Annotated in this window: 24 protein-coding genes; 14 read left to right on the forward strand and 10 right to left on the reverse strand. The window is 42.4% G+C overall.

The features are described 5' to 3' along the window. Positions 1-33 precede the first annotated feature (33 nt). The 3 genes from LEP1GSC192_RS14350 to lipB all read right to left on the reverse strand — a co-directional run bounded on the left by LEP1GSC192_RS14350 (position 34) and on the right by lipB (position 2,480). Positions 34-738: an STAS domain-containing protein gene (locus LEP1GSC192_RS14350; protein WP_020770778.1), complete on the reverse strand. Its 705-nt coding sequence runs from the start codon at positions 736-738 to the stop codon at positions 34-36. A 6-nt stretch (positions 739-744) separates the two neighbouring features. Next, positions 745-1,761 carry a hypothetical protein gene (locus LEP1GSC192_RS14355; protein ID WP_020770821.1) on the reverse strand — a complete coding sequence of 339 codons (1,017 nt, stop codon included), beginning with the start codon at positions 1,759-1,761 and terminating at the stop codon, positions 745-747. Positions 1,762-1,826: 65 nt separating this feature from the next. Next, positions 1,827-2,480: a lipoyl(octanoyl) transferase LipB gene (gene lipB / locus LEP1GSC192_RS14360; RefSeq protein WP_020770878.1), complete on the reverse strand. Its 654-nt coding sequence runs from the start codon at positions 2,478-2,480 to the stop codon at positions 1,827-1,829. 14 nt (positions 2,481-2,494) lie between these two features. On the opposite strand from lipB, the gene LEP1GSC192_RS14365 reads away from it, so the two are divergent. The 3 genes from LEP1GSC192_RS14365 to LEP1GSC192_RS14375 all read left to right on the forward strand — a co-directional run bounded on the left by LEP1GSC192_RS14365 (position 2,495) and on the right by LEP1GSC192_RS14375 (position 4,426). Beyond that, the gene (locus LEP1GSC192_RS14365; protein ID WP_036090410.1) at positions 2,495-3,028 is read left to right on the forward strand and encodes a type II toxin-antitoxin system antitoxin SocA domain-containing protein; all 534 of its coding nucleotides are present in this window, start codon (positions 2,495-2,497) and stop codon (positions 3,026-3,028) included. Between the two features lie 5 nt (positions 3,029-3,033). Further along, complete coding sequence (gene panD, locus LEP1GSC192_RS14370) at positions 3,034-3,390, forward strand: aspartate 1-decarboxylase (RefSeq protein ID WP_020770793.1); 357 nt, start codon at positions 3,034-3,036, stop codon at positions 3,388-3,390. A 187-nt stretch (positions 3,391-3,577) separates the two neighbouring features. Continuing rightward, complete coding sequence (locus LEP1GSC192_RS14375) at positions 3,578-4,426, forward strand: hypothetical protein (protein WP_020770828.1); 849 nt, start codon at positions 3,578-3,580, stop codon at positions 4,424-4,426. Positions 4,427-4,877: 451 nt separating this feature from the next. Here the strand turns inward: LEP1GSC192_RS14375 and LEP1GSC192_RS14380 are convergent, their stop codons facing one another. Both LEP1GSC192_RS14380 and LEP1GSC192_RS14385 read right to left on the reverse strand, forming a co-directional pair. After that, a complete protein-coding gene (locus tag LEP1GSC192_RS14380; protein ID WP_020770807.1) occupies positions 4,878-5,120 on the reverse strand; it encodes a hypothetical protein in 243 nt (80 codons plus the stop codon). A gap of 80 nt (positions 5,121-5,200) precedes the next feature. Beyond that, on the reverse strand, positions 5,201-5,488 hold the full coding sequence (locus tag LEP1GSC192_RS14385) for a hypothetical protein (protein ID WP_020770764.1): 288 nt from the start codon (positions 5,486-5,488) through the stop codon (positions 5,201-5,203). Between the two features lie 60 nt (positions 5,489-5,548). Between LEP1GSC192_RS14385 and LEP1GSC192_RS14390 the strand changes: the two genes are divergently transcribed. Together LEP1GSC192_RS14390 and LEP1GSC192_RS14395 are read left to right on the forward strand one after the other, a co-directional pair. Further along, positions 5,549-7,084: an HDOD domain-containing protein gene (locus LEP1GSC192_RS14390; RefSeq protein ID WP_306819203.1), complete on the forward strand. Its 1,536-nt coding sequence runs from the start codon at positions 5,549-5,551 to the stop codon at positions 7,082-7,084. Continuing rightward, a complete protein-coding gene (locus LEP1GSC192_RS14395) occupies positions 7,071-7,871 on the forward strand; it encodes an ABC transporter ATP-binding protein (RefSeq protein ID WP_020770812.1) in 801 nt (266 codons plus the stop codon). Before LEP1GSC192_RS14390 ends, LEP1GSC192_RS14395 begins: the two co-directional genes overlap by 14 nt. 89 nt (positions 7,872-7,960) lie before the next feature. Here the strand turns inward: LEP1GSC192_RS14395 and topA are convergent, their stop codons facing one another. The 5 genes from topA to LEP1GSC192_RS14420 all read right to left on the reverse strand — a co-directional run bounded on the left by topA (position 7,961) and on the right by LEP1GSC192_RS14420 (position 13,748). Further along, a complete protein-coding gene (topA, locus tag LEP1GSC192_RS14400) occupies positions 7,961-9,805 on the reverse strand; it encodes a type I DNA topoisomerase (RefSeq protein WP_020770795.1) in 1,845 nt (614 codons plus the stop codon). 38 nt (positions 9,806-9,843) lie between these two features. Then, positions 9,844-10,692 (reverse strand): oxygenase MpaB family protein, encoded by an 849-nt coding sequence (locus LEP1GSC192_RS14405; RefSeq protein WP_020770746.1) that lies wholly within the window; start codon positions 10,690-10,692, stop codon positions 9,844-9,846. A 323-nt stretch (positions 10,693-11,015) separates the two neighbouring features. Further along, a complete protein-coding gene (cysK, locus tag LEP1GSC192_RS14410; protein WP_020770710.1) occupies positions 11,016-11,945 on the reverse strand; it encodes a cysteine synthase A in 930 nt (309 codons plus the stop codon). Positions 11,946-12,068: 123 nt separating this feature from the next. Further along, positions 12,069-13,139 (reverse strand): hypothetical protein, encoded by a 1,071-nt coding sequence (locus LEP1GSC192_RS14415; RefSeq protein ID WP_020770756.1) that lies wholly within the window; start codon positions 13,137-13,139, stop codon positions 12,069-12,071. A gap of 51 nt (positions 13,140-13,190) precedes the next feature. After that, positions 13,191-13,748 carry a gamma carbonic anhydrase family protein gene (locus LEP1GSC192_RS14420; RefSeq protein ID WP_020770852.1) on the reverse strand — a complete coding sequence of 186 codons (558 nt, stop codon included), beginning with the start codon at positions 13,746-13,748 and terminating at the stop codon, positions 13,191-13,193. A gap of 249 nt (positions 13,749-13,997) precedes the next feature. Here LEP1GSC192_RS14420 and lepB point away from each other — a divergent pair, with 249 nt between their 5' ends. The 9 genes from lepB (at position 13,998) to LEP1GSC192_RS14465 (ending at position 22,314) form a co-directional block, all read left to right on the forward strand. Then, on the forward strand, positions 13,998-14,555 hold the full coding sequence (lepB, locus tag LEP1GSC192_RS14425; protein WP_020770648.1) for a signal peptidase I: 558 nt from the start codon (positions 13,998-14,000) through the stop codon (positions 14,553-14,555). Positions 14,556-14,757: 202 nt separating this feature from the next. Further along, positions 14,758-15,765: a type I glyceraldehyde-3-phosphate dehydrogenase gene (gap, locus tag LEP1GSC192_RS14430; protein ID WP_020770702.1), complete on the forward strand. Its 1,008-nt coding sequence runs from the start codon at positions 14,758-14,760 to the stop codon at positions 15,763-15,765. 3 nt (positions 15,766-15,768) lie between these two features. Beyond that, entirely contained in the window at positions 15,769-16,956 is a 1,188-nt protein-coding gene (pgk, locus tag LEP1GSC192_RS14435; RefSeq protein ID WP_020770774.1) for a phosphoglycerate kinase, read from the forward strand. A gap of 21 nt (positions 16,957-16,977) precedes the next feature. Beyond that, a complete protein-coding gene (tpiA, locus tag LEP1GSC192_RS14440) occupies positions 16,978-17,730 on the forward strand; it encodes a triose-phosphate isomerase (protein WP_020770742.1) in 753 nt (250 codons plus the stop codon). Positions 17,731-17,864: 134 nt separating this feature from the next. Further along, the gene (gene secG / locus LEP1GSC192_RS19590; protein ID WP_020770695.1) at positions 17,865-18,245 is read left to right on the forward strand and encodes a preprotein translocase subunit SecG; all 381 of its coding nucleotides are present in this window, start codon (positions 17,865-17,867) and stop codon (positions 18,243-18,245) included. Next, positions 18,181-18,945: a hypothetical protein gene (locus LEP1GSC192_RS14450; RefSeq protein ID WP_232421028.1), complete on the forward strand. Its 765-nt coding sequence runs from the start codon at positions 18,181-18,183 to the stop codon at positions 18,943-18,945. Before secG ends, LEP1GSC192_RS14450 begins: the two co-directional genes overlap by 65 nt. Before the next feature lie 5 nt (positions 18,946-18,950). Next, complete coding sequence (locus LEP1GSC192_RS14455) at positions 18,951-20,075, forward strand: nitrogen regulation protein NR(II) (protein ID WP_036090326.1); 1,125 nt, start codon at positions 18,951-18,953, stop codon at positions 20,073-20,075. Position 20,076: 1 nt separating this feature from the next. After that, positions 20,077-21,072 carry a response regulator transcription factor gene (locus LEP1GSC192_RS14460; RefSeq protein ID WP_020770735.1) on the forward strand — a complete coding sequence of 332 codons (996 nt, stop codon included), beginning with the start codon at positions 20,077-20,079 and terminating at the stop codon, positions 21,070-21,072. Positions 21,073-21,303: 231 nt separating this feature from the next. Beyond that, positions 21,304-22,314 (forward strand): lipoprotein, encoded by a 1,011-nt coding sequence (locus LEP1GSC192_RS14465; protein WP_020770800.1) that lies wholly within the window; start codon positions 21,304-21,306, stop codon positions 22,312-22,314. Position 22,315 lies beyond the last annotated feature (1 nt).

The raw sequence follows: 22,315 nt of genomic DNA on the forward strand, positions 1-22,315 counted from the left end.
CCTACATGTTCGGTGTTTCCGAACAATTCGAAACTAACTGAATAGTTTCTCCATGTATCGAACTCCACCGGTGCGACTCACGTCAAACTGAATTCCGCAATTAGGACATTGATGACGACCAAGAGTTTTGATCCGAAGTCTTGCTCGACAAGACTCACAGTACAAGATCCTTTCTTGGACATTTCTTGCCTGTTCCAAGGAACGGTCCATATCCTTTCCGATCTTAGACTTCTCTGTAGGTTCTTGTCCCGAGATAGGAACAGTACTGATCTCAGGAACATATACATCGGACTTGCTCAAACCGGAAGATGGACTAGAATAAAACTGGATCGGCTTCGTTTGCCTGAGAGAAGAGACAGTTTCCGACTTATCGGATCTTGTCCTTCTATCCTCGATTTTCAAAGAAGAGAGCCAGACTTCCGCGTCCTTTTCATGTGCGAAAAAGTTCTGCTTCTTGTTCAGACCGAATAATCCTAAAACGAGTAGACCTTCTTCATTCCAATCGCTGAACGCAATGTTGCCGCCGAATTTTTCGAAGAAGTTTTTTAATTCCACAAGTGCGGAGATCCCGTCTTCTTCTATATAATCCACAAAACGAGAATTGACTAGCACAAGTCTCTCCCCTTCTTCCCAGCGTGTTTTGATAAATCGCACCAGGTCGAACGCGGAATAGGAATCCAGCACTCCCTTAGGAGTTACCTTCAATATATGTCCCAGTTTTGTAGTATGAATTTCCAAAAAAGTTTATCCTAGATATATAGCGTCTATTATTTCCGCTTTCTCCCGATTGACTGCCTGCACAGCAGATGGGGCAGACATCGTTTGAGTCGGAGTCGTTGCTACAGGGCTCGGTGTCGCGACCACCGGTGCCGCCGGAACATGGCTCTGGGAGACAGGCGCCGGACTCTGGTAAGAAGGAGAAGGAGAAGAACTCTCTCTCCAACGAATAGGTCCTTGTGTTTGGGCAAAGTCCACCTTCTCCCATAAAGGAGGAGAAGAAGGATCGGCAATATACCTTCCGTCCTGAGTAAAAGAAGTGCGAACGCTCTTAATGAGTAAATGAGCAAATCCTAATATAAGAGCGCAGATAAGAGCGATGATCGCATTATTCTGCAGAGTCCACCAGAAAAGTTCCGTTTGGATCTTCACAAAATGAGCAAAGTTCCCTCTTTCATATTTCATGTGAAGAGAAGCCACTCTTTCCAATTTTTCGGGATGGTATACCGCCATAGATAGAAGAACACTTGGTTCGGAAATTTCCGGGAAATAAGGAGAAACGATCTGCATCAGTTTGTCGCTTTGAAATGTATTTTTTTCTCCCAAAAGGATCGGAGTACCGATCTGCCATTTTCTCAAGTGATGAGCGGCAGTATAACTTGGAGATAAAAACTTAGGTTCCGGTTTTCTTTTTGCTCTCGGATCGGACACATAGTCTTCGTTAGAAGATGCAAGAACGATCCCTGAATCGTCGGTCATGCTGATCTCGGAAATGATAAATCCTTCCTTGTCGCCTGAGGTCACTTTTACGAGTCGAGTGAATGCAAAATTCAAATCGTCCAATCTGTCCTTGCTTAATTTTCCTTCACTGGACTTGGAGATAGCGCCGATCGTATCTCTGGCTCTTTGGTCCGAAAGATTTTTGATCTGCTCGAAAGAAGCAAGAGAAGATTCTAAATAAGACCAAGCAGAGGCTCCGGCAGCGATTCCTTCGCAAACCAAAAGTGCTAAAAGGAAAAATAGAATATGTTTAAAAATTTGCACCTGAGGACCTCTCTTCTTTTAAAAATCGGCCGATTTCGGCTTTTTTCTAAAGAATAAAATCCCTTTTAGGCGCGGATTTCCTCTTTTACGGGTTTTAAATTTCTTAGAAATCCGGACCGAAAAGCCAGGATCCATTCCTTCTTTTTTTCTTCTCCGCTCGGAAGTCCCAGTTGAGACACGGAAATCATAGATTTCCAATCCTGGCCGCAAGGATGGATACACTGAAAAGCCGAAAAATCATTAGAAACGTTCAGAGCGATCCCGTAACTAGTGAACCAGGACTTAAACAAAACTCCCATAGAAAGAATTTTACGATTCGGAGAATCGGAAAGATAAAGCCCGGGAGCATTCGGATTTTTTACCAGATCCAAACCCCAAACTTTCTTTGTGGAATAAATTGCGGCTTCCAAGACCCCGTCCAGAAATTCCGAGATGGAAATTTCTCTTTTTTTTAAGTCCAAATGTACATAGGTAACGATCTGTCCGGGCTCGTGAGCGGTATAATCCCCACCTCTTTTTATGTATTGAAGAGAGATCCCGTGCTCGGAAAGGAAGTCTTCATTTCGGAGAAGATTGTCGATATTATAATTGATCCCCCCGGTAATCGTAAGAGGGTGTTCTAAAAATAGAATCGATTCCCTCCGATTTTCCCGGGACTTTTCCTGGAAGCGGACGTAATCTTCGTATGGAAGGGGATTTTTCAGGGAAAAAGCCTGCACAACTCGTATTATTTATGGAAAAGCTGCTCGAAGTCATCTCCTTTATACTCCAAAGATCCCCGAAAGGAAGAAACCGTCAGGAACTTGCAAAATTGATCTATCTTTCTGACGGAGTATTCTTCCAAAAATACGCCAAAGTGATTACGGAACAAAAATATATCCATTTGGAAGATTCTCCTTATCCGATGGAATTGAATCAGGCGCTTCTTCACCTAAAAGAAAATCGTCTAATAGATGTGACCCCAAAATTGACCGAGACCGGGATCTCGGGTTATTTATTAACTTGGGTCGGAACCGAGCATGAGGATGAAATTGACTTGAATCGTCAGGAAAAAAGGATTCTTCGCAAGGTGTTGGAAAATTTCAAAGGAAGTGTTTACGACGAAAATAGAGTGTATCCGAATTTATATGAGAATTACGTGATTACTCCCCTTTTCTCGGAAATAAAGTTTAGCAAAGAAACTATTAACACTAAAATACATTTCTTTAAGAGAAAAACGCTTTTGAATATCTCGGGCAAAATATTTAAGGTACTTTTTAGCGAGTAAACCAAATGCTCATCACTGTTTGCAAAGGTAAGATCCATAGAGCCACCGTAACCGACGCGGACCTTAATTATGAGGGAAGCCTGACGGTTGATATGGATTTAGTAGACGCCGCCGGAATGTTCCCTTACGAAAAAGTTTCCGTTGTAAACGTGAACAATGGGTCCAGATTCGAGACATATCTGATCGAAGGCAAAAGAGGTTCCGGAGAGATCTGTTTGAACGGCGCTGCTGCCCGTCTTGGAATGAAAGGAGACAAAGTAATCATCATCTCCTACGGCTCCCTGGAAGAAAAGGACCTGCCAAAAGGTTACAAACCCCAAGTCGTTCTCGTTGACGAAAAGAACCATATCAAAAAAGCCTAATTCCCTAGGCTTTTCTCCCCAACTTTAAACCGCTGGACTAAATTTGTACCCCGGATAGAATCTGATCCGTTTTCTATCATTCTGGGAATTCTTCTCATTTTTTGAGGAAAAACAAGAAGTAACGGCTAAGTTTCGGGGCTGAGAAGTCGATATTCAATATGAAGAACCGTACTGGGACAATAAACGCATGAAATCCGTCGCAAAATTTTCTTTTATCCTATTATTCGTCCTTTTTGGAAATGGCATCTCCGGCCAAAACAACGCAGAAAAGGAAAGTAAAGGTTCCGAAGGAGTGGAATACTATCCACTCGCATATTACGACGATAGACTCTTAGTCAAAGAAGTTTCCTTCTTCCGTAGACATGCGGATAACGGAAAAGGCGAGTTCATGGACGTAATGGTGGAACTCGAGAATAGAGACTTCGATGCGGCAAACTTCTCCGTTTATATTTTAGCGGTAAACGAAACTCCTCTTTCGAAAGTGGACGATCGCAGAGAATTAGTCCCCTTCCCTAAATGGAGACAATACGATGCGGAAGAAAACACAAAAGTGGTGAACTTCCATAACTTAGTTCCTGCAAAACTGGATAATAAGAATGTTTGGGGGGAGAAGAGATTCGGAGATATCAAGAAGAGCTACGACGAAAAGATCGCGAGAGGAGAAAAAGTAAAATTCCCAAACCCGAATCTGGACGAGTTAGTTCATTACCTTACCAACAATCCAAAGGATGCACTTCCTATCGTTCTTTACGGCGAAGAAGGTCCTACGAAGGATAAAGTACTGATGAGTAATTTTGTGCCTCAAACTGCGGAAGATCTGCAAAAACAAAAGCACGATACTTTAAGTAAACACACTTATACTATTTACAATGCTAAATACAAATCCACGATCTTCTCTCATCATTACACGGAGTATCGTCCCGGATATTTTACTTTTAACAAGGTTGTTGTTTTGATCTTCAATCCTCAAAAAGAGAAGAACAAATTAGTCTATCGTAAGATCATAGACATCAACGGCTTGAAATTGGTGAACTAAGGCTAATTTCTTAACGATAATCTCAGTATGAAAAGAAGGATCCGAAAGGGTCCTTTTTTATTTTAGGTTCGCACGGAGAACCCAGAGATCACGAGAGAAAATGTATATTTGATTTCCTAGAAAACCGCTCCTCTGTGTGCTTCGTGCCCTCTGTGCGAAACTTTCTAATTTTTTAGGCACGCCAAGGCACAAAGAACGCAAAGATCCTTATTTCTAAATTTATAACTACTTTCCTTAGGGCTTCGCGTGAAATCTAAATATGAAAATAGCACTGGACAGGCTTGCGTTGCGGTCGGAGAAACAGAAGAAGAAGTTACAAAACGAATCAAAGAAGCAATAGAGTTTCATTTAGAAGGATTGAGAATAGACGGAGAACCAATACCCGTCCCATCGAGAGTTACTCTCGTATCTGTATAATAAAAAAGGACCCGAAAAAGGATCCTTTTTGTGCTCAGGGACTTTGACCAGATCCTGGCCTTTGGTAACGGTCAATACTGCCCGGAACGAATCTTGTGGTCCACTGTCCTCGGTCGATGTTTTTCTCCACCCAACCTTTTCCATGATCCCATCTACCATCGGATATAAAATCGAAAAAGTAAGAGGAGTTCATGTACCGATAGGAGTCCATGATATCTAAGATATCTCGACTCTCCGAGTCCTCAGGAGCCTCTTCGAAGAAGAAGTCGCTATCCATTCGCCTCTACCATGAATCGTTCCATCCAAATGTCCATCTTTATTTGGCTAATGAGAAAATAATCTGGGGAAGCTTCCATTTCAAGACTCATCCCCTGATACTTTAGACTCCGGCTCCTCCCGGTTCCCCTCCCGCCTATTCGAAATGGAATAAAGAAATGGCAAAAATCCCTGGTTTTTTTCGGGATTGAATTCCTTTCTCAAAAACTTGGATCGGGTCTTACTGTACGATTGTTTGGTCTGCCGAAACTTCTCCGCCTCGTCCAAAAGCCCATCCAATCGATTTTCCAGAAAAAATCTCAGTTCTTCCTGTAAATCCTCTCCGATCTTTTCGGATCCTTGTTCTGAATTTTTCGGCTCCTTCTCCATTTCCGGCCCCCATCTAATATTTTAGGTTATCCCCGGACAAACAGGTGCCCAATCCGAAGAATGGAGCGCATTTTTTTTCTTGCGACAAGGGAGTTTAGACCCAAATTTGAGGGAATGCTGAATCCGACCGAACTCACAGAAACCCTCGTATCCGGAAAAGATATCGAACTGGAATATAGATTTATTTCGGACGAGGATCACCAGCAGATCTATCTTCTGCTACTTCAGGTTTTGGGGAACTTGGATAGGTTGTTCCTCACGGAAGTGGTTTCTACCATTCTGAAAGAACTTTTGATGAACGCAAATAAAGCGAACGCCAAAAGGCTTTTTTTTCTAACTGAGGGGCTGAATATCAACGAACCATCTCATTATAATAAAGGGATGAAACGTTTTCTGGAAGATATCATTCATAAATGGGATGAACAGGAGAAGGTGCTCAAAGGTTCCAATCTCTCCGTTCGTCTCCGAGCAAAGATCATGAACCAAAACCTGATCTTTTTGATAGAGAATGATGTGGCACTTCTGCCTCAAGAATCCGAAAGGATCAAAGCAAGATTAGAATCCGCAAGCAAGTTCAATGATCTTTCCGATGCATTTCTTTCTATGGCGGATAGCCAAGAAAGTGCGGGCCTCGGTTTAGTTCTCATACAGTTATTATTAAAAAACTCAGGCATAGGTTCAGATAAGTTTAAGATAGAGACAGACGGCAAGATCACAAGAGCGACCTTAGTGATCCCGAAACAGATCGTTCCAATAGATGTGGCCACCAAGCTCAAGGACAAGATTTTGGCGGAAGTAGATGGACTTCCCCCACTACCTCATACTCTAACAAGGATCATCAATCTTTGTAATAATCCTGACTCGGATCTGGGAGTGATTGCAAACGAAATAGAAAGAAACCCTGCTATTAGCGCTGACCTTCTAAAACTTTCCAACTCTGCGGGTTTCGCGAGTAGGAATAAGGTAAATACAATCGTCCAAGCCGTTAAGGTTGTGGGACTGAAGAACGTCCGAAATCTTTTGTATGTCTCAGGTGTGCGAAAAATCATGGAAGGCAGATATTCCAAACTACAGGAAGTATGGAATCATTCCAACCTCGCGAGTTATTTCGCAAGACAGGTTTCTCAAAGAGCGGGACTCGGAAAACTTTCCGATATCGCAGCAGTCGGTGCCTTACTCCATGATCTAGGAAAATTTATTTTGCTTTCATTGGATCCTACATTATTCAAACGTCTGGCGTCTTACCAAAAGCATCGGGACCTTTCCAACTCCACCATCTTAGAGGAAATTTCCACTGGTATTTCTCATCCCACTTTGGGAGCAATGCTTGCTAGAAAATGGGATTTTCCACCGGACCTTGTACATATGATCGAATTCCATCATAGAGCCTTCATGGCGACTAACACGATTTATACGGATTTAGTTGATTCCGTATACGTGGCAAATATGATGTGCGATTATCTGGATAAGAAAGCTAGCTATTATGCAGCCGATTCGAGTATACTAAAAAAATTCCAGTTAGACGATAAGGCAAAGTTCGAAGAAACCTGCGAAAAATTGGCAAAAGCCTACGAGATCGCGAATGAAGAAAACTGAATCCAATAATCTACTCAATTTACACGGAATTAAGTTTTATAGATCCGGGACACCTATTCTGGATGGGATCGATTTTCAGATCAATTCAGGAGAACATTGGGTGCTCTTGGGTCGTAACGGTGCCGGAAAAACAACTCTCGTAAATTTGATCTATGGATCTGTTTGGCCCACCGCAGGTAGGATCAATCTTTTCGGTGAGACGTTCGGAGAAACTCCTCTGCAGATCTTGCGGAATAAGATAGGTATCCTGGATTCTTCCCAGCAAGAAAGCGCACTCCAAAAAAGTCTTACCGTTTACGACGTACTTCTTACCGGTTTTTTTCATACCATCGGTTTCTATAGAGAATCCAATGCTTGGGAAGAAAAAGAAGCGGAACGAATTTTAGAAGAAAACGGTTTCGGCGCTAAACGAAATCAGCTATTTCGAACATTATCGTCCGGAGAAAAGAAGAAGGTACTTTTCTTAAGAGCAATGTGCACTTCTCCCGAATTTGTGATCTTAGATGAGCCTTGCTCAGGATTAGATCTGACCGCCAGGGAGGAATTTATAGATTTTTTGGACGAATATAAGAAAAATCGAAACTTCACTTCTATTTATATCACACACAGGATCGACGAGATCCCGCCCTTTTACGAGCACGCAGCCCTTTTGAAATCGGGGAAAATTCTGTTTTCAGGAGAGATCAAGGAAGCATTCAGTTCAGCGAGACTTTCCGAGCTATACGACCGAAAGGTAGAAGCGGAAAACCGGAACGGCACTTGGGTAGCAGTAACTGAAAGGAAATAGCAAGACTTTCACACGGAGATCACAAAGAACACGGAGCTCTTTGTGAACGACATTTATTCTCTGTGAACTCGGTCTGCTCTGTGCGAACGCTATAAATATTCCGCGTAATCGCATTGCGGAAATCTAGAACATATATAATATTCTTTTTTCTTTGAGGATTTTTTTCGAACCCTCTCCCCTTCTTTACATACTGGGCAAATACCGTATTTGGGTGTCTTCGGTCTTTCCTTTAGCTGCTTATTGATCTCAATTATATTCGTTTTTTTTAATTGAGAATCCAGGATGGAATAAAATTCGGAAAGAACCTTGGATCTACTTTCTTCACCGGACGCGATAGAATCCAATTTTTGTTCCATTTCGGAAGTGAATTTTTCCCGGAAAAGATCTGCAAAGGCAGCCTGCAAGAAAGCATTCACTTTTTCTCCTAGAGTCTCCGAATATAATTTTCCTTTTTCGGAATATACGTATTTTCTTTTATATAACGTTTCCAGGATAGAAGCGAATGTGGAAGGTCTTCCTATTCCTTCTTTTTCCAGCTTGGAGACAAGACTTGCCTCCGTAAATCTGGGAGGCGGTTCCGTCGTTTTTTCTTGGATCTCCCATGAATCAGGAGTTAGAGTTTCTCCTTTTTTCCAAGTCGGAAGAAGGTCCGCACTTACATTATAGATTTTTTTATAACCTGGATCTATACTAAAAAGTTTTCCTCCTTCCCAAACTTCTCCACCGCCGTTTGCTACAAATTCTAATCTTTTCCAAGCCTCCGGTTTCATTTGCGAAGCGACTGCTCTTTTCCAGATCAGTTCGTATAATTTTTTGGAATCCTTACTGAGATTTCGATCTGTAATTTCGAATACGGAAGAAGGTTCTAAAAATATATCTACAGGTCGGATCGCTTCATGAGCATCCTGCGTTTTCCCTTTTGTTTTTTTGAGCCTATAAGTTTGGGCCTTATCCGATACGAATTCTGGACCGAATTTGGAGCCGATCTTTTTACGGATGGCTCCGATTGCTTCTTCTCCGATCCGGACCGAGTCAGTCCTCATATAAGTGATGAGTCCTTGGGATTTTCCTTTTCCAAGATCCGTTCCCTCATACAATTCCTGGGCGAGTTTCATTGTTTTGGAAGCGGCAAATTTTAAGACCCGAAAGGCTTCTTGCTGTAAAGTTGCGGTCGTGAAAGGTGGAGGAGGAAGTGTTTCTCCTAGCTTTTCCTTTCTTTCGGTGATCCGCAAAATTTTCGTTTTTGTTAATATAGAATTTAGGAATTCGGAAGCTTCTTTTTGAGTGGCAAATGCCTCTCTTTTCGGATAAAAAACGACTTTTTCATTTTCTCCGGATCCATAAAACGCGGTTGCGGAAACAAGCCAGGTAGTGACCGGAATAAAGTTACGGATCTCTTCCTCTCTTTCGCAGATCCATTTGAGTGCGACCGATTGTACTCTTCCTGCGGAAAGACCTTCTCCGCCGACTGCCCTCCACAAAAATGGACTGATCTTGTATCCGATCAACCTATCTAAGATCCTCCTGGCTTTTTGGGAATCCACCAAGTATAGATCGATCTCATCCGGTTCAGAGATTGCCTGTAAAATTTTTTCCTTCTGTATTTCTTGGAAGCGGATCCGGGAGATTTTTACCTTCTTCCCTAATTTTTGGGCCAGAATATATCCGATAAATTCTCCCTCTCGATCCGGGTCGGTTGCGATGAGTATAGAGGAATGCGACTTTGCTTCTTTTAAAATGGAAGATAAAACTTTCTTTTTCCCCTTAAGTGGCACATACTCAGGTTCGAAATCCTTTTCAATTTTGATCCCGATACGATCCGGTGGAAGATCCAAAATATGTCCGTAGGTGGCGAGCACCTTGTATTCTTTGCCTAAATAGGAAGAGATAGTTTTTACTTTGGTAGGAGATTCTACAAGTACGAGGACTGACATTTGGGAACAGACCGGAATTCCGGTCCTTCCGTATTTTTCTAATGTGGTCCTAACTCTTCAATCAAATATCCGTTCGGATAGGTAGGGTTATTTCGTTTGGTCACGTAATAAGGTGTTTTTCGTGGCGGCCAAAAATATCGTAAGAAGAATGCCCTGAATTTCAAAACCGCAAAGGTAAAAGCGGCAACGATCGGGTTCGGTTTGGGAAATCCCATTGCGTCTCTGAGCGGTTTGTCCATAAGAGAATAAACCGCATGATAGACTAAATATTCCAAACCGGGGATCTTAGGAATTCTGGCGGAAGCAATCTTCATAGTCGCAAGCGCAACTTGTTCCGAGTCAGGAGTGCGGCGGAAATTTTTCTTTTCGAAATTTAGATTAAACTCCAACATTTCTTCGTAAGTTTCCGGAATATTTTTGATATTCATCATTTTTCCGATCCGCTTCCAAAGATAAAAATTGGCTAACCTTTCTTTTTCAGTACTCTTTCTCCAACCGAACTTTCGATTCCAACGATCCGGTTCAAAAATAAAAGTTGTGAGAGTGTATAAAAAGTCCTCATTCTTGATATCGTATTCTTTATGGATCTGGTTCAGCCTTCTCATGGCTTCTCTCCCTCTTTCGCTGTCCAGTCCGTTTTCTATAAATTCAGCGAGGATCAATGCGGTATCATCGTATCTTTTTTGTCCTGCTAGTTCGAATCGTTTGGTGGTATTTAATATTTTAGAAATAGAAGGGATCGCGAATGTCCTAAAAAATGAAATAGCGAGCGAGATCTCCACATCCTGAGGAAAATCGTAACTCCCCGAAAGGAATACGATCTTTTGTGCATCCTTCTCTGCATCTAACCTATTAATTTGTTTTAATATTCTCAAACGGTTGAACATCTGTTTATTTTTTTCCTTTGATACCGAACTTTTTATTTTCCCGCTTTTTCGCACAGATGTTCGGTTTAATTTGAAACGCAAGTAATTAATTTAGATACTTTTATCTCAAACGATAAGAGTTCGCACGGAGGACACAGAGGCCACGGAGAGTTTTAAGATACGAGATTTCATCCAGAGACACAAGGCTGCAGAGGTATTGTACGAACTCACTCTTACAAACCTCTCTGTGAACTCCGTGCGCTCTGTGCGATATGTTCTGTGAAAATAAAAAATCCCGACGTTTTACCGCCGGGATCTTAAAAGAGATAGATTGTATTCTATTCTTAACCGTTGGAAGGAACTGGGAAAAGTCCTTCTATAGAAAGATATCTTTCACCGGTATCATAGTTGAAGGTAAGAACCGTAGATCCTTCCGGAAGTTCAGGAAGTTTTTTAGCGACCGCCGCTAAAGCCGCACCGGAGGATACTCCTAAAAAAATTCCTTCTTCTTTTGCTGCACGTAATGCGTATTGGAAAGCCTCGTCCTTAGAAACTTGGATTACTCCGTCGAGTAGATCGGTATGTAAGTTTTTAGGAATGAATCCTGCTCCAATTCCCTGGATTGGGTGTGGTCCCGGTTTTCCTCCGGAAATTACAGGGGAAGCTTCCGGCTCGACTGCGAATACTTTGGTTTTAGGGAACTTCTCCTTTAAAACCTTAGCAACTCCAGTGATATGTCCGCCTGTTCCTACTCCTGTAATAAGAGCATCTACTCCGTTCGGGAAATCTTTCAGGATCTCTGCTGCAGTAGTTTCGATGTGAACTTGAATATTTGCTTCGTTCTCGAACTGTTGTGGCATCCAAGCTTTTGGATTTTCCGCAACTAATTGTTTCGCTCTTTCGATTGCTCCAGGCATTCCTTTTTCACGAGGAGTGAGGTCGAATTCGGCGCCGTAAGCTGCCATAATTCTTCTTCTTTCCACACTCATAGACTCGGGCATAACCAGGATCAAACGGTATCCTTTTACAGCTGCGACCAGAGCCAAACCGATACCTGTGTTACCGGAAGTCGGCTCGATAATTACCGTATCCTTAGTGAGTTTTCCGCTTTTTTCAGCGTCCTCGATCATAGAAAGCGCGATACGATCCTTGATAGAACCGCCTGGATTGCTACGCTCTAATTTAGAATATACATTGTATTTAGATCCAAAGAGTCGGTTGATTTTTACATGGGGAGTATTACCGATCGTCTCTAAGATATTATTTGCTTTCATTAGGAATTCCTACCTTTTCAGCTGGATTTTTGTGAACTTGTCAATATATTAAACATCTTTTTCACTATATCAAATGCGATCAATGAAAAAAGATCAAAACTGTGCGGATATTTCTATGATGGCTTAAACTTCTTTCAAGACAATTCCTGCTAAAAAGGCCTCTGTTTCCGGCCCCCAGGAAAGCCCTAAACCTTTATAAACCGCATAGATGCTGGAAATATGTACGTTAGAGTCTCCAGGCGTGGCCGCATATCCTCGCACTTCTTTGCCGTTCACTTCCAAGGCAGAAAGTGGAAATACTGCATGAGAGAATATTCGTCCGTACAATCCGCGATCTCTTCCGGATGAGAAAATGGAGTTCGTGGAAACAAGCTCGGTTGTGCTTAAAAACGGATCGTTGTCTATCTTGGAAACCAACCATTCTTTCGTGATCTCCCTCTTTAAGCGGAGGTGAAAACGGATCAAGTGCATATAGGGAGAATTGATCGTTACGGAAGAAGATCCCAATTTAATCTTAAACCCAAGATCCGCATATACTTCGTTCAATAATCTTCCATGATGTGTACCTGTTTCCGATTCGGGAAGAACCAACAATGGCCCGGTAACGTGAGGATCGTTCTTAGCCATGTCTGCATCCCTTCGGATCACAAAAAAATCGGCTTCTTCTAAGATATTTTTCAGCTCTTGGGGTTTATCGGAGTAGAATGGCCTAAGTATTCCGGCTAATGTGTGAGTATTGCAGGTAGAAACATGGATGAACTTTGGAGGATTTTTTTCCAGGATCGGAGAACTTTCCGGATACAAAAATTGAGGTCCAAAAGAATGTTCACTCCCCTGAGCGATAAAAAGTTGGATCCGATCATAAATTGATTCGGAGTATTCCGATTTTCTTTTGTCTGCGACTCCAGGGGGAGAAGAATCGCATACGACATGAGACTGGGATAGCGCGTCCCCTTTGGAGATCCATTCCGGAAAAAAATCCCGGACCCCGTTTATTCCATCGTCTACGATGACCCCACCTTTTTCGAGCAGAGAAAGTATCTGAGGAATTTCGGATTTTTGTAATTTGTATGGTTCTACAAATACTTGGAAGCCGCCAAATTTATTCTTTAATAATAATAACAAAGAAGCTAGAGGCCAACCGATAACCCCTGTTCCTCTTAGATAAACTCCCGGAGCTTTTGTTTCGATCACATAGTAAAGTATTCCGCAAGTTCCCGAAACGTATAGGAAAATTTTTGGAAATTAAACTCCACTGATCCTATAGAATGGATCTTGCAGGTAATTATTTTTATACGTGACGTAATTTGCAGCGGTTCTTTCGATCAGATTTCTTTCGTCTTCGGTTATATCTCTTACGATCTTTGCAGGAGATCCCATCACCATCACTCCCGGTGGAATAATTTTACCCGGAGTTACCATGGCCCCCGCCGCCACAAATGAGTATTCTCCCAACTCTACCCCGTCCATTATGATTGCACCCATTCCCACAAAAGAATGATCCTTTAGTTTACATCCGTGAAGAACCGCTCTATGCCCCACGGAAACATGATTACCTATCTCAACAGGATGAGTGTTTCTGGAAACGTGGACCACTGTCATGTCCTGTATATTTACGTTTTCTCCGATCCGAATATAATTTACGTCTCCTCGTACCAAAGTTTGGAACCAGATAGAGGAATCTTTTCCGATCACCACATCTCCCACTACCAAAGAGCCAGGCGCTAGAAAAACTCCCTCTCGTAACGAGGGATGTTTGCCCATATATTCTAAAATATTTCCGGCCAAATGAACTTCTTGCATATATTTTTCCTAAATCGAAATCCTATCTTATCGTATTCCAAGAACTGCACAAGTGCAAATTACGGATCTTATTCCGAAGATATCGCTGAGACTAGCAGCGAGTTTTCTCTTTATATGAGTTATACAACTTTTTCTATTTCCGGGATCTAAGGAGAGTAATTAAACAAAAAAATCTTTTTATCATATAGGCCTTGACCTGAATAAAATCTACTTTGACCTTTTTTTGCACATTCATACCTTAGCCTTATAATGTTCCCGCTGAAAAAAGAGTTCGGAGAGAAGGAAAAAAAATTCGATAGAAAGAAATTCGTTCAGATACTTTCAATCTCTCTTGTGGTTGGATTTTTATTTGCGACCGCCGTTCGGATCTGGTTCATATTTCCCTTCGTCCCGGAAACGGAAGAGATGTCTCCTGCCTTTCCGAAAGGAAAAAGAATTTATATCTCCCGCTTCGTCAGGGATTCCTCCCTGTTTTTAGGCGATGTGATCTTAGTGGCACATCCGACACAAAAAGGAAAAGTGGTCCTGGCCCGGATCATGGGAAAATCGGGAGACCAGATCTCCATTAAGGACAAGGTACTTTACAGAAACGGAATCTCCGAGGATCAGGAAAAGTCCACATTCTCCTTACAATTCAAGGACGCAAGACCGGCCTTCTCAGGCACGTATTCTACTAGAGACAATCTTTCCAACCTAACGGTAGAAGATCGAAATTACTTTTTACTTTGCGATAACCGTGATGACTGTGTGGATTCCAGAGATTTCGGCCCTTTGCCATTCGAAAAGATCATAGGCAAGGTATTTTAACCCCAAGTCCCCTCTTTTCGTACGGAGCACACGGAGTACACAGAGTTAAAAAATGAACTCTCTCCGTGATCTCAGTGCCCTCTGTGCGAACCAAAACACCAAAAAAACGGATTTTCAGGATGGTTTTGTTATAAAAACATGTATTTGAAGAGCCAAAGGCTCCTGTTTTATCAAATAACATTAAGGAAATAAAGGGAAGAAAATGACAAGAATCGCTATCAACGGTTTTGGCCGAATCGGCCGATTGGTTTTCCGTTCCGGGATCAAGGACCCAAATATTGAATTTGTAGCAATCAACGACCTAGTAACTCCGGACAACCTAGGATATCTTTTAAAATACGATTCTACTCATGGCCGTTTTAACGGAACCGTTTCGCATACTGACGACGCACTTATCGTAGATGGTAAAAAAGTTCTCTGCGTATCCGAAAGAGATCCTGAAAAACTCCCTTGGAAAGATCTGAAAGTGGACTATGTGATCGAATCCACAGGTTTATTTACCGATCGTATAGGCGCTGAAAAACATATTAAAGCCGGAGCGAAAAAAGTGGTGATCTCCGCTCCTGCAAAAGACAAGGACATCCCTACTTTCGTTATGGGAGTAAACAACGAGAAATACGATCCAAGTAAGGATCATGTGGTTTCCAACGCTTCCTGTACTACGAACTGTCTTGCTCCGATCACTAAAGTCGTTCTGGACAATTTCGGAATTGAAGAAGGTCTGATGACCACGATCCACGCAACTACCGCTACTCAACCTACCGTCGACGGTCCATCTAAAAAAGACTGGAGAGGCGGAAGAGGCGCTATGCAAAATATCATCCCAGCCTCTACAGGAGCAGCAAAAGCGGTCGGCCTTTGTATTCCTGAAGTGAACGGAAAACTTACCGGTATGTCTTTCAGAGTTCCTACACCGGACGTTTCCGTTGTGGATCTGACCGTTAGAACTACCAAAGAGACTAGCCTAAAAGAAATTTCCGCAAAAATGAAAGAAGCTTCCGAAGGTTCCATGAAAGGAATTTTAGGTTATACGGACGAGATGGTTGTTTCTAACGATTTCTTAAGCTCCACTCTTTCTTCTATTTTTGATGCGGATGCTTGTATCGAATTGAATTCCAGGTTCTTCAAATTAGTTTCCTGGTATGATAACGAGATGGGCTACTCTAATAGAGTTTTAGACCTGATCCGTTATATGGCTAAAAAAGGTTAATCGATGCAATTACCCAGACTCGAAAACGAGGACGTCAAGGGGAAACGAGTTTTTCTGAGGGTCGATTTTAACGTCCCTCTGGAAAACGGTAAAGTTTCCGACAAGACTAGAATTGAAAAAACACTTCCTACAATAGAACTATTGGTAAAAAAAGGCGCTCGCGTAGTGATCGCAAGTCACCTCGGACGCCCTAAAGGTAAACCGGATCCGCAATATTCTATGGAACCTGTTTACGAAGTTTTTAAAGGACTAGTTCAAACTTCCGTAATATTCTCCAAAGATGTAATCGGAGAGAATGCGGTAAAACTTTCCAAAGAACTAAAGGATGGCGAGATCCTAGTCCTGGAAAATTTACGTTTTCATAAAGAAGAGGAGGAAAACGATCCGGCTTTTGCAAAAAGCCTGGCTGCTCTTGCTGATGTTTATGTAAACGACGCATTCGGTGCGGCTCATAGAGCCCACGCTTCTACGGAAGGAATTGCACATCTTCTGCCTGCTTTCGCAGGTTTGTTGATGTATAAAGAGATCACCGAACTTTCTTCTCTTCTTTCCCGCCCTGCAAAACCTTTCGTGGCAATCATCGGAGGTTCTAAAGTCTCTTCTAAGATCAGCGTGATCAAAAACCTGATCGAAAAAGTGGATCATATTTTGATCGGCGGAGGAATGGCGTATACCTTCCTAAAATCCAGAGCGATCCCGGTAGGAAATTCCCTAGTAGAAAAAGATTTCGAAGTGGAAGCTTTCCAACTGATAGAAAGAGCCGGAGTCGCAGGCGTGGATTTCCAACTTCCTGTGGATCATGTGATCGCAGATAAATTCGATGCGAATGCAAAGACCAAAACCGTGGACAAGATGGGAATTTTAGACGGTTGGATGGGAATGGATATCGGTCCTAAAACGATCGCAAATTACGAAAAAGTAATTAAGAATGCGGCTACGATCGTTTGGAACGGTCCAATGGGAGTTTTCGAATTCGACAAATTCGCACCAGGTACCATGGCGATCGCAAAAGCGGTTTCTAAGTCCAAAGCTAGAACGGTAGTTGGTGGTGGAGATTCCATCGCAGCGATCAATAAGGCGAAAGTGGAAGATAAGATCACTCACGTTTCTACCGGAGGAGGAGCCTCCTTGGAATTTTTAGAAGGAAAAAAACTCCCTGGAGTTGTGGCTCTTCTGAAAGAAAAAACCTAAAACGAATCAAAGGAAATATATATGCGCCCTAAAATTATCGCAGGTAACTGGAAAATGAATCTTTCCGAAAAGGAGGCTATTGCTCTTGCAAGCGGCCTAAAGGAAAAGTCCTCTTCTCTCCCGGATAATAAAAAGGCGGTTGTATTTCCTTCTTCCATTCATCTGGCTTCAGTTGCCAGAATATTAGAAAATTCGAAAATTTCCGTCGGGGCCCAAAATATCTACCCTGCTCCATTGACTGCTATGACAGGTGAGACAGGTCCGGACCAACTTTCCGAACTCGGTATTAAATTTGCTCTTGTAGGCCATTCCGAAAGAAGACAATTTTTAGGAGAGACCAGCTTATTCTGTAACCAAAAGATCTCTTATCTTGCAAAACACGGTTTTACTGCCGTGTATTGTGTGGGAGAAACCTTGGCGGAAAGAGAGTCCGGAAAAACTTTCGAGGTCCTGAAAAAACAGATCCAAGAAGGTTTAGGTTCGATTGAAAGCGACCAATTCTCTCGCATTTGGGTGGCTTACGAACCTGTTTGGGCAATCGGAACAGGAAAGGTTGCAACTCCTGCTCAAGCTCAAGAAGCCCACTCATTTATTAGAAAAGAAATTTCGGGATTATTCCAAAATGGGAAAACAATCTCGGATGCTATGCCTATTCTGTATGGAGGTTCCGTAAAAGCCGATAACGTGAAGGAACTCCTCTCCCAAGCAGACATAGATGGAGGGCTCGTAGGCGGGGCCAGCCAGAAACTGGAAAGCTTCTTAGCTTTATTCTAATTACTGCCGGCTAGCTTAGAAGCCGCTTAGGAAACTACTAAACGGCTTGTCAGCCTAGGGCTTGGCGGTAATTTGGATCTAAAGCGGTTTATTTCGCCAAAAAACATACCTTTTTACCTTTAGGAATTCGACTTATGGGATTTATCACCGGAACCATCCTTGTTCTTTTTGTTTTTGTCAGTCTATTTCTGATCCTTCTTGTTATGATCCAAACAGGCAAAGGAGGAATGGGTGGAGTTCTAGGTGGAGGCGCAAGCCAATCCGTTTTTGGTTCCTCTACTGCGGACGTTTTGACTAAAGCAACGCGAGTTGCCGGACTCACTTTTTTAGCATTGTCCCTGATTCTTTCTTTCCTTTTTGCGAAGTCTAGTGGATACAATACCACTCCAACGCCTGAGATCCTTCCTCCACCTGGTGCGGAAGAGGCACAGGGCAACCAAGGAGGGACCAATGCCCAAGATACTGCGCCTACTACCGCTCCAAGTACCGAAACTCCAGCGCAACCTAAACCGTAATATTGATTCTTCTACGAAGGCGGCTCCTAAAGCCGTCTTCCTTCTAGTCCTTCTTCTTTCCTTTCTTTCCATAAACGCCCAAAACCAGGATGGGACAAAATCCCAGGCAAATTCCAACGCTTCTTCTACCCAAATGTTGAACCAACGCATCTTGCGCGCCTATGAAAGTTTGAGTGTTGCCAGAGAACTTTTAAAATTCGAAAGAATGGATGCCCTCCCCATCGGGACCTTGGTAACATGGGTGGGAAATTATCCGAACCGTAAAGGTGTGAAGATCACGAAATTCTCAGTCACCCAATCCCCTAACCCGGGTGGGATAGAAAGAGCGGAAGAAAAATCAATTCTTCTGGAATTTAACGGATCCACCCTTTCCAAGGTGGTATCGGAAATCAAAACCGCAAATTATTCCGCAGAAGACACCATCATGATCCGAATGACCGATAATACTCCTTTGGATAATAATGTGGATGATCTTGTGATTTATGCGGACCGGAACGGTAAAGAGGCGGAATATCCTCTAAATTTTCTACCTGATGAGGGGGTAAACCGGGATAGATCCGAGTTTAAGAAAGAATTTTACTTAAAACTGATCGAAGATTTTTTTGTGCACGTTCTAAGGCTTCAGGAAATGCAGGCCCAACATTCTTCCAGAAATCAAAAAAAATTACTGCAAAGTTATAAAGAATCCCTAGAATATTGATCCGGATGTCATCCCTAATGGAAAACCTCCACGAAAGAGCGGAGGAACTCCAAGCAATTCTGGACGGAATCACGGAGCCCCTAGTTCTGATAGACTCGGGCTTTAGGGTCCGTCGTGTAAACAAGGCCACTCTTGAATTTTCTAGAGAGCCTGATTTTCCTTCTACCTTGGGCAGAAAATGTTACGAGGTTCTATACAATCGTACTGCAGTTTGTCCTTACTGTCCAATGAAGGATCATCATGAGAATGAATCCGACTTCGACGCACAATTTGAAGGAAAGGGAGAAGTTGGGCGCGAGATCTTTCATGTGGCGAACGACCAAAAAGAAACGTTATACCTGGATTTTTTCCCGATCCGAAAGGACGGAAGTATAGTTTCGATTGTAGAGAAGATCAGTAATATCACTCGTATCAAAGAAAAAGATGAGGAAAATCTGAGGATCCGTAACCTTGCTTCTTTAGGAATTTTCATCTCCGGTGTGGCCCATGAGTTGAATAACCCACTCACAGGAATGAGCCTCACTCTCCAGAATTTAATGAATAATTTGTCCAGCATGGATCCTGCTTTTTTTCGGAAAAGATTAGAGATGATAAAAGAGGATCTTACCCGTGCCGCAATGATCGTTTTGGATGTGATCAGTTTTGCTAAACCGGATAAACTAGTCACAACCAATGCAGATATTCATGAAACCATCATGAAGGCCAAGGACTCGGTCACCTGGGTCTACCCTGTTCTTTCGAAAAACACCGAATGGGAAATTTTAAGCGAACCGGGTATGACCTTCCAATTCAATCCGGTTAAGATGGAAAGATTGTTTATTAATCTTTTCAAAAACTCCCTACAAGCTTACGATTATGGAGAAGGTAAGATCAAAGTAGAGGTTAGACGCACTCGTAATATGATGCATATTTTTGTGGAAGATACCGCGGGCGGGATTCCGGAAGATATGCTGGATAAAATTTTCTCTCCATTCTTCTCCAAAAATAAGTCGGGAATCGGAACAGGCCTCGGACTTTCTATCTGTCATTCCATCGTTAGGGAACATTCCGGAGAATTAACAGTTCGTTCTTACGATAGAAAGACCAGATTTAAAATTTCTCTTCCCTTAGTACAACCAAAAGGAAACTAAATTGTCCCATCATCGTATCTTAGTAGTAGAAGATATACATTCCATCCGGGAAGCGGTTAAAGATATCCTGGTCCGAGATTACGAAGTTTTCGATGCAGAAAATTACGATGAAGCGGTCAAAATACTTTCTAACGAACATATAGATCTTGTCATCACGGATATACGTATGCCTGGGAAATCGGGGTTGGATCTGATCAAGACCATCCAAAAGGAATATCCTAACGTCCAGTATTCCTTAATGACTGCTTATAATATTAACGACTATATCAATTTCGCTTACCAACACGATATCTGGAATATTATACCTAAATATTCCTTCTTGGACATCAATCTGATCACGATCATGGTCAAAAAACTTCTCTACAAGGACATCTTCGGAGTAGAAAAATATTTTGGTCCGGATTTCAAGATCTTGGAAGGAGATAGAGAAGAGGAATTTTTAGTCCCTCCGGAAAACGGCATCGTGTTCCGCAAGATCAGTTCCGACAAGGATCGGAATTATATCTGCAACCGTGTAGGTAAATTCCTGATCGAAAAAGGAGCGCCTAACGCTGTACAACAAATTTTAGAAGAACTCACTTCCAACGCCATGATCCGCGCTCCAAGAGACTCCAAGGGAAATTCTAAATACCAGTATGAACTTCCTTCTCGCGATCTTCTCGTTCCTTTAGAACATATACAACTCGCAGAGACGGATTATTTTGAGATAGGTTATGGGATAGCAGAAAATTCTTATATTGTAGTAGTCCGCGATCATTTCGGCTCCTTGAACAAAAAAGAAATCCTAAAACGTTTAGACAGGCATATCACTGTGGACAGTCCTTCGGGTTTGCCAGCAGGTCTTGCGGATTCTCACGGTCGTGGTTTATATATTTGTAGAGAGATCTCGGACCAGTTGATCTTTAATATAGAGAAGGACAGACGAACTGAAATTATCGCGTTATTAGACAAGCAAACAAATAAGGGTTATAAGTCGCTTTCGATTTATGAGGTTTGAGTTTTTCGCACGGAGAACACTGAGTCCACGGAGTTAAGAAAAAGCGCAGGGTAATTTCACACAGAGATGAGAACCATTTGGGAAATAATTAATTCTATTTATAGTCAGGGTTAAATTAAATAATATATTCTTCCGAACTTTAGGGCTTGATTTTATCCGTTCTATTTTAATCCTAATACGATACACTATATCGTCGTAATTCATTAATAACTCAAGTAGCGAACTTTAAACATGAAAAAATCCTTATATATAACTCGAGTAATAATTTTCAGCTTATTTTTGAACACACTTACCGTTTCCTGCAGCAACGATAAGGATAATAACAACCTATTATTAGCGGCTTTATTGCTCACAAATAACAATTGCGAAATCCACCCCGAAAATTGTAAACTAGGTGAATTCATAAGCGCCTCTGCAACGGAAGCAAATGTATGGGCGGCAATTACCTTTGCTCGGAATCAATTTGTTGCAGTATCTCAAGACGGCACGAATCGAGTAATGACTTCTTCCAATGGCAAAGTTTGGACATCTAGGACGGCTGCCCAGGCAAATCAATGGTTATCGATAACTTACGCGAATAACCTATATGTGGCAGTTGCGAATTCAGGCACAAACCGCGTCATGACTTCCCCCGACGGGATATCCTGGACGAGCAGAACGATACCTGCGCTAGATTACAATTGGGTGACCTATGGCAAGGGACTCTTCGTTGCGGTGGCTCAAGGGACAACGTTTCAAACTTCTCCGGACGGGATCAATTGGACCCCAAGGACGGCGCCTACGAGTGAATCGTGGAGAAGCATTGTGTTCGCTAATGGTAAGTTCGTGGCAGTCGGCTCGAGCGGCGGGGTAGCCACCTCTTCGGACGGGATCAACTGGACATTGCGCACGGCAGCAGAACCGAACGATTGGCGTTCTGTTACTTTCGGGCATAATCTTTTTGTAGCGGTTGCTTTGACCGGCACGAATAGAGTAATGACTTCACAGGATGGGATCAATTGGGCTGCTCGCTCCGCTTCGGAACAAAATGAATGGTACGAGGTGTATTACGCGAACGGGCTATTTATGGCAGCGGCCGCTACCGGAACAAATCGAATTATGACCTCGACTGACGGTATTAACTGGACAGCTCGCCAACAAACTGAAAACAATTTTTGGAAGGGGATCGCTTATGGAAATGATAAATTCGTGGTCGTTGCTGTAGACGGTACGAATCGAGTCCAATATGCAACTTGGAAATAAC

This window comes from Leptospira sp. B5-022 (assembly GCF_000347035.1).
In the GTDB taxonomy this organism is placed as follows: Bacteria; Spirochaetota; Leptospiria; order Leptospirales; family Leptospiraceae; genus Leptospira_B; species Leptospira_B cinconiae.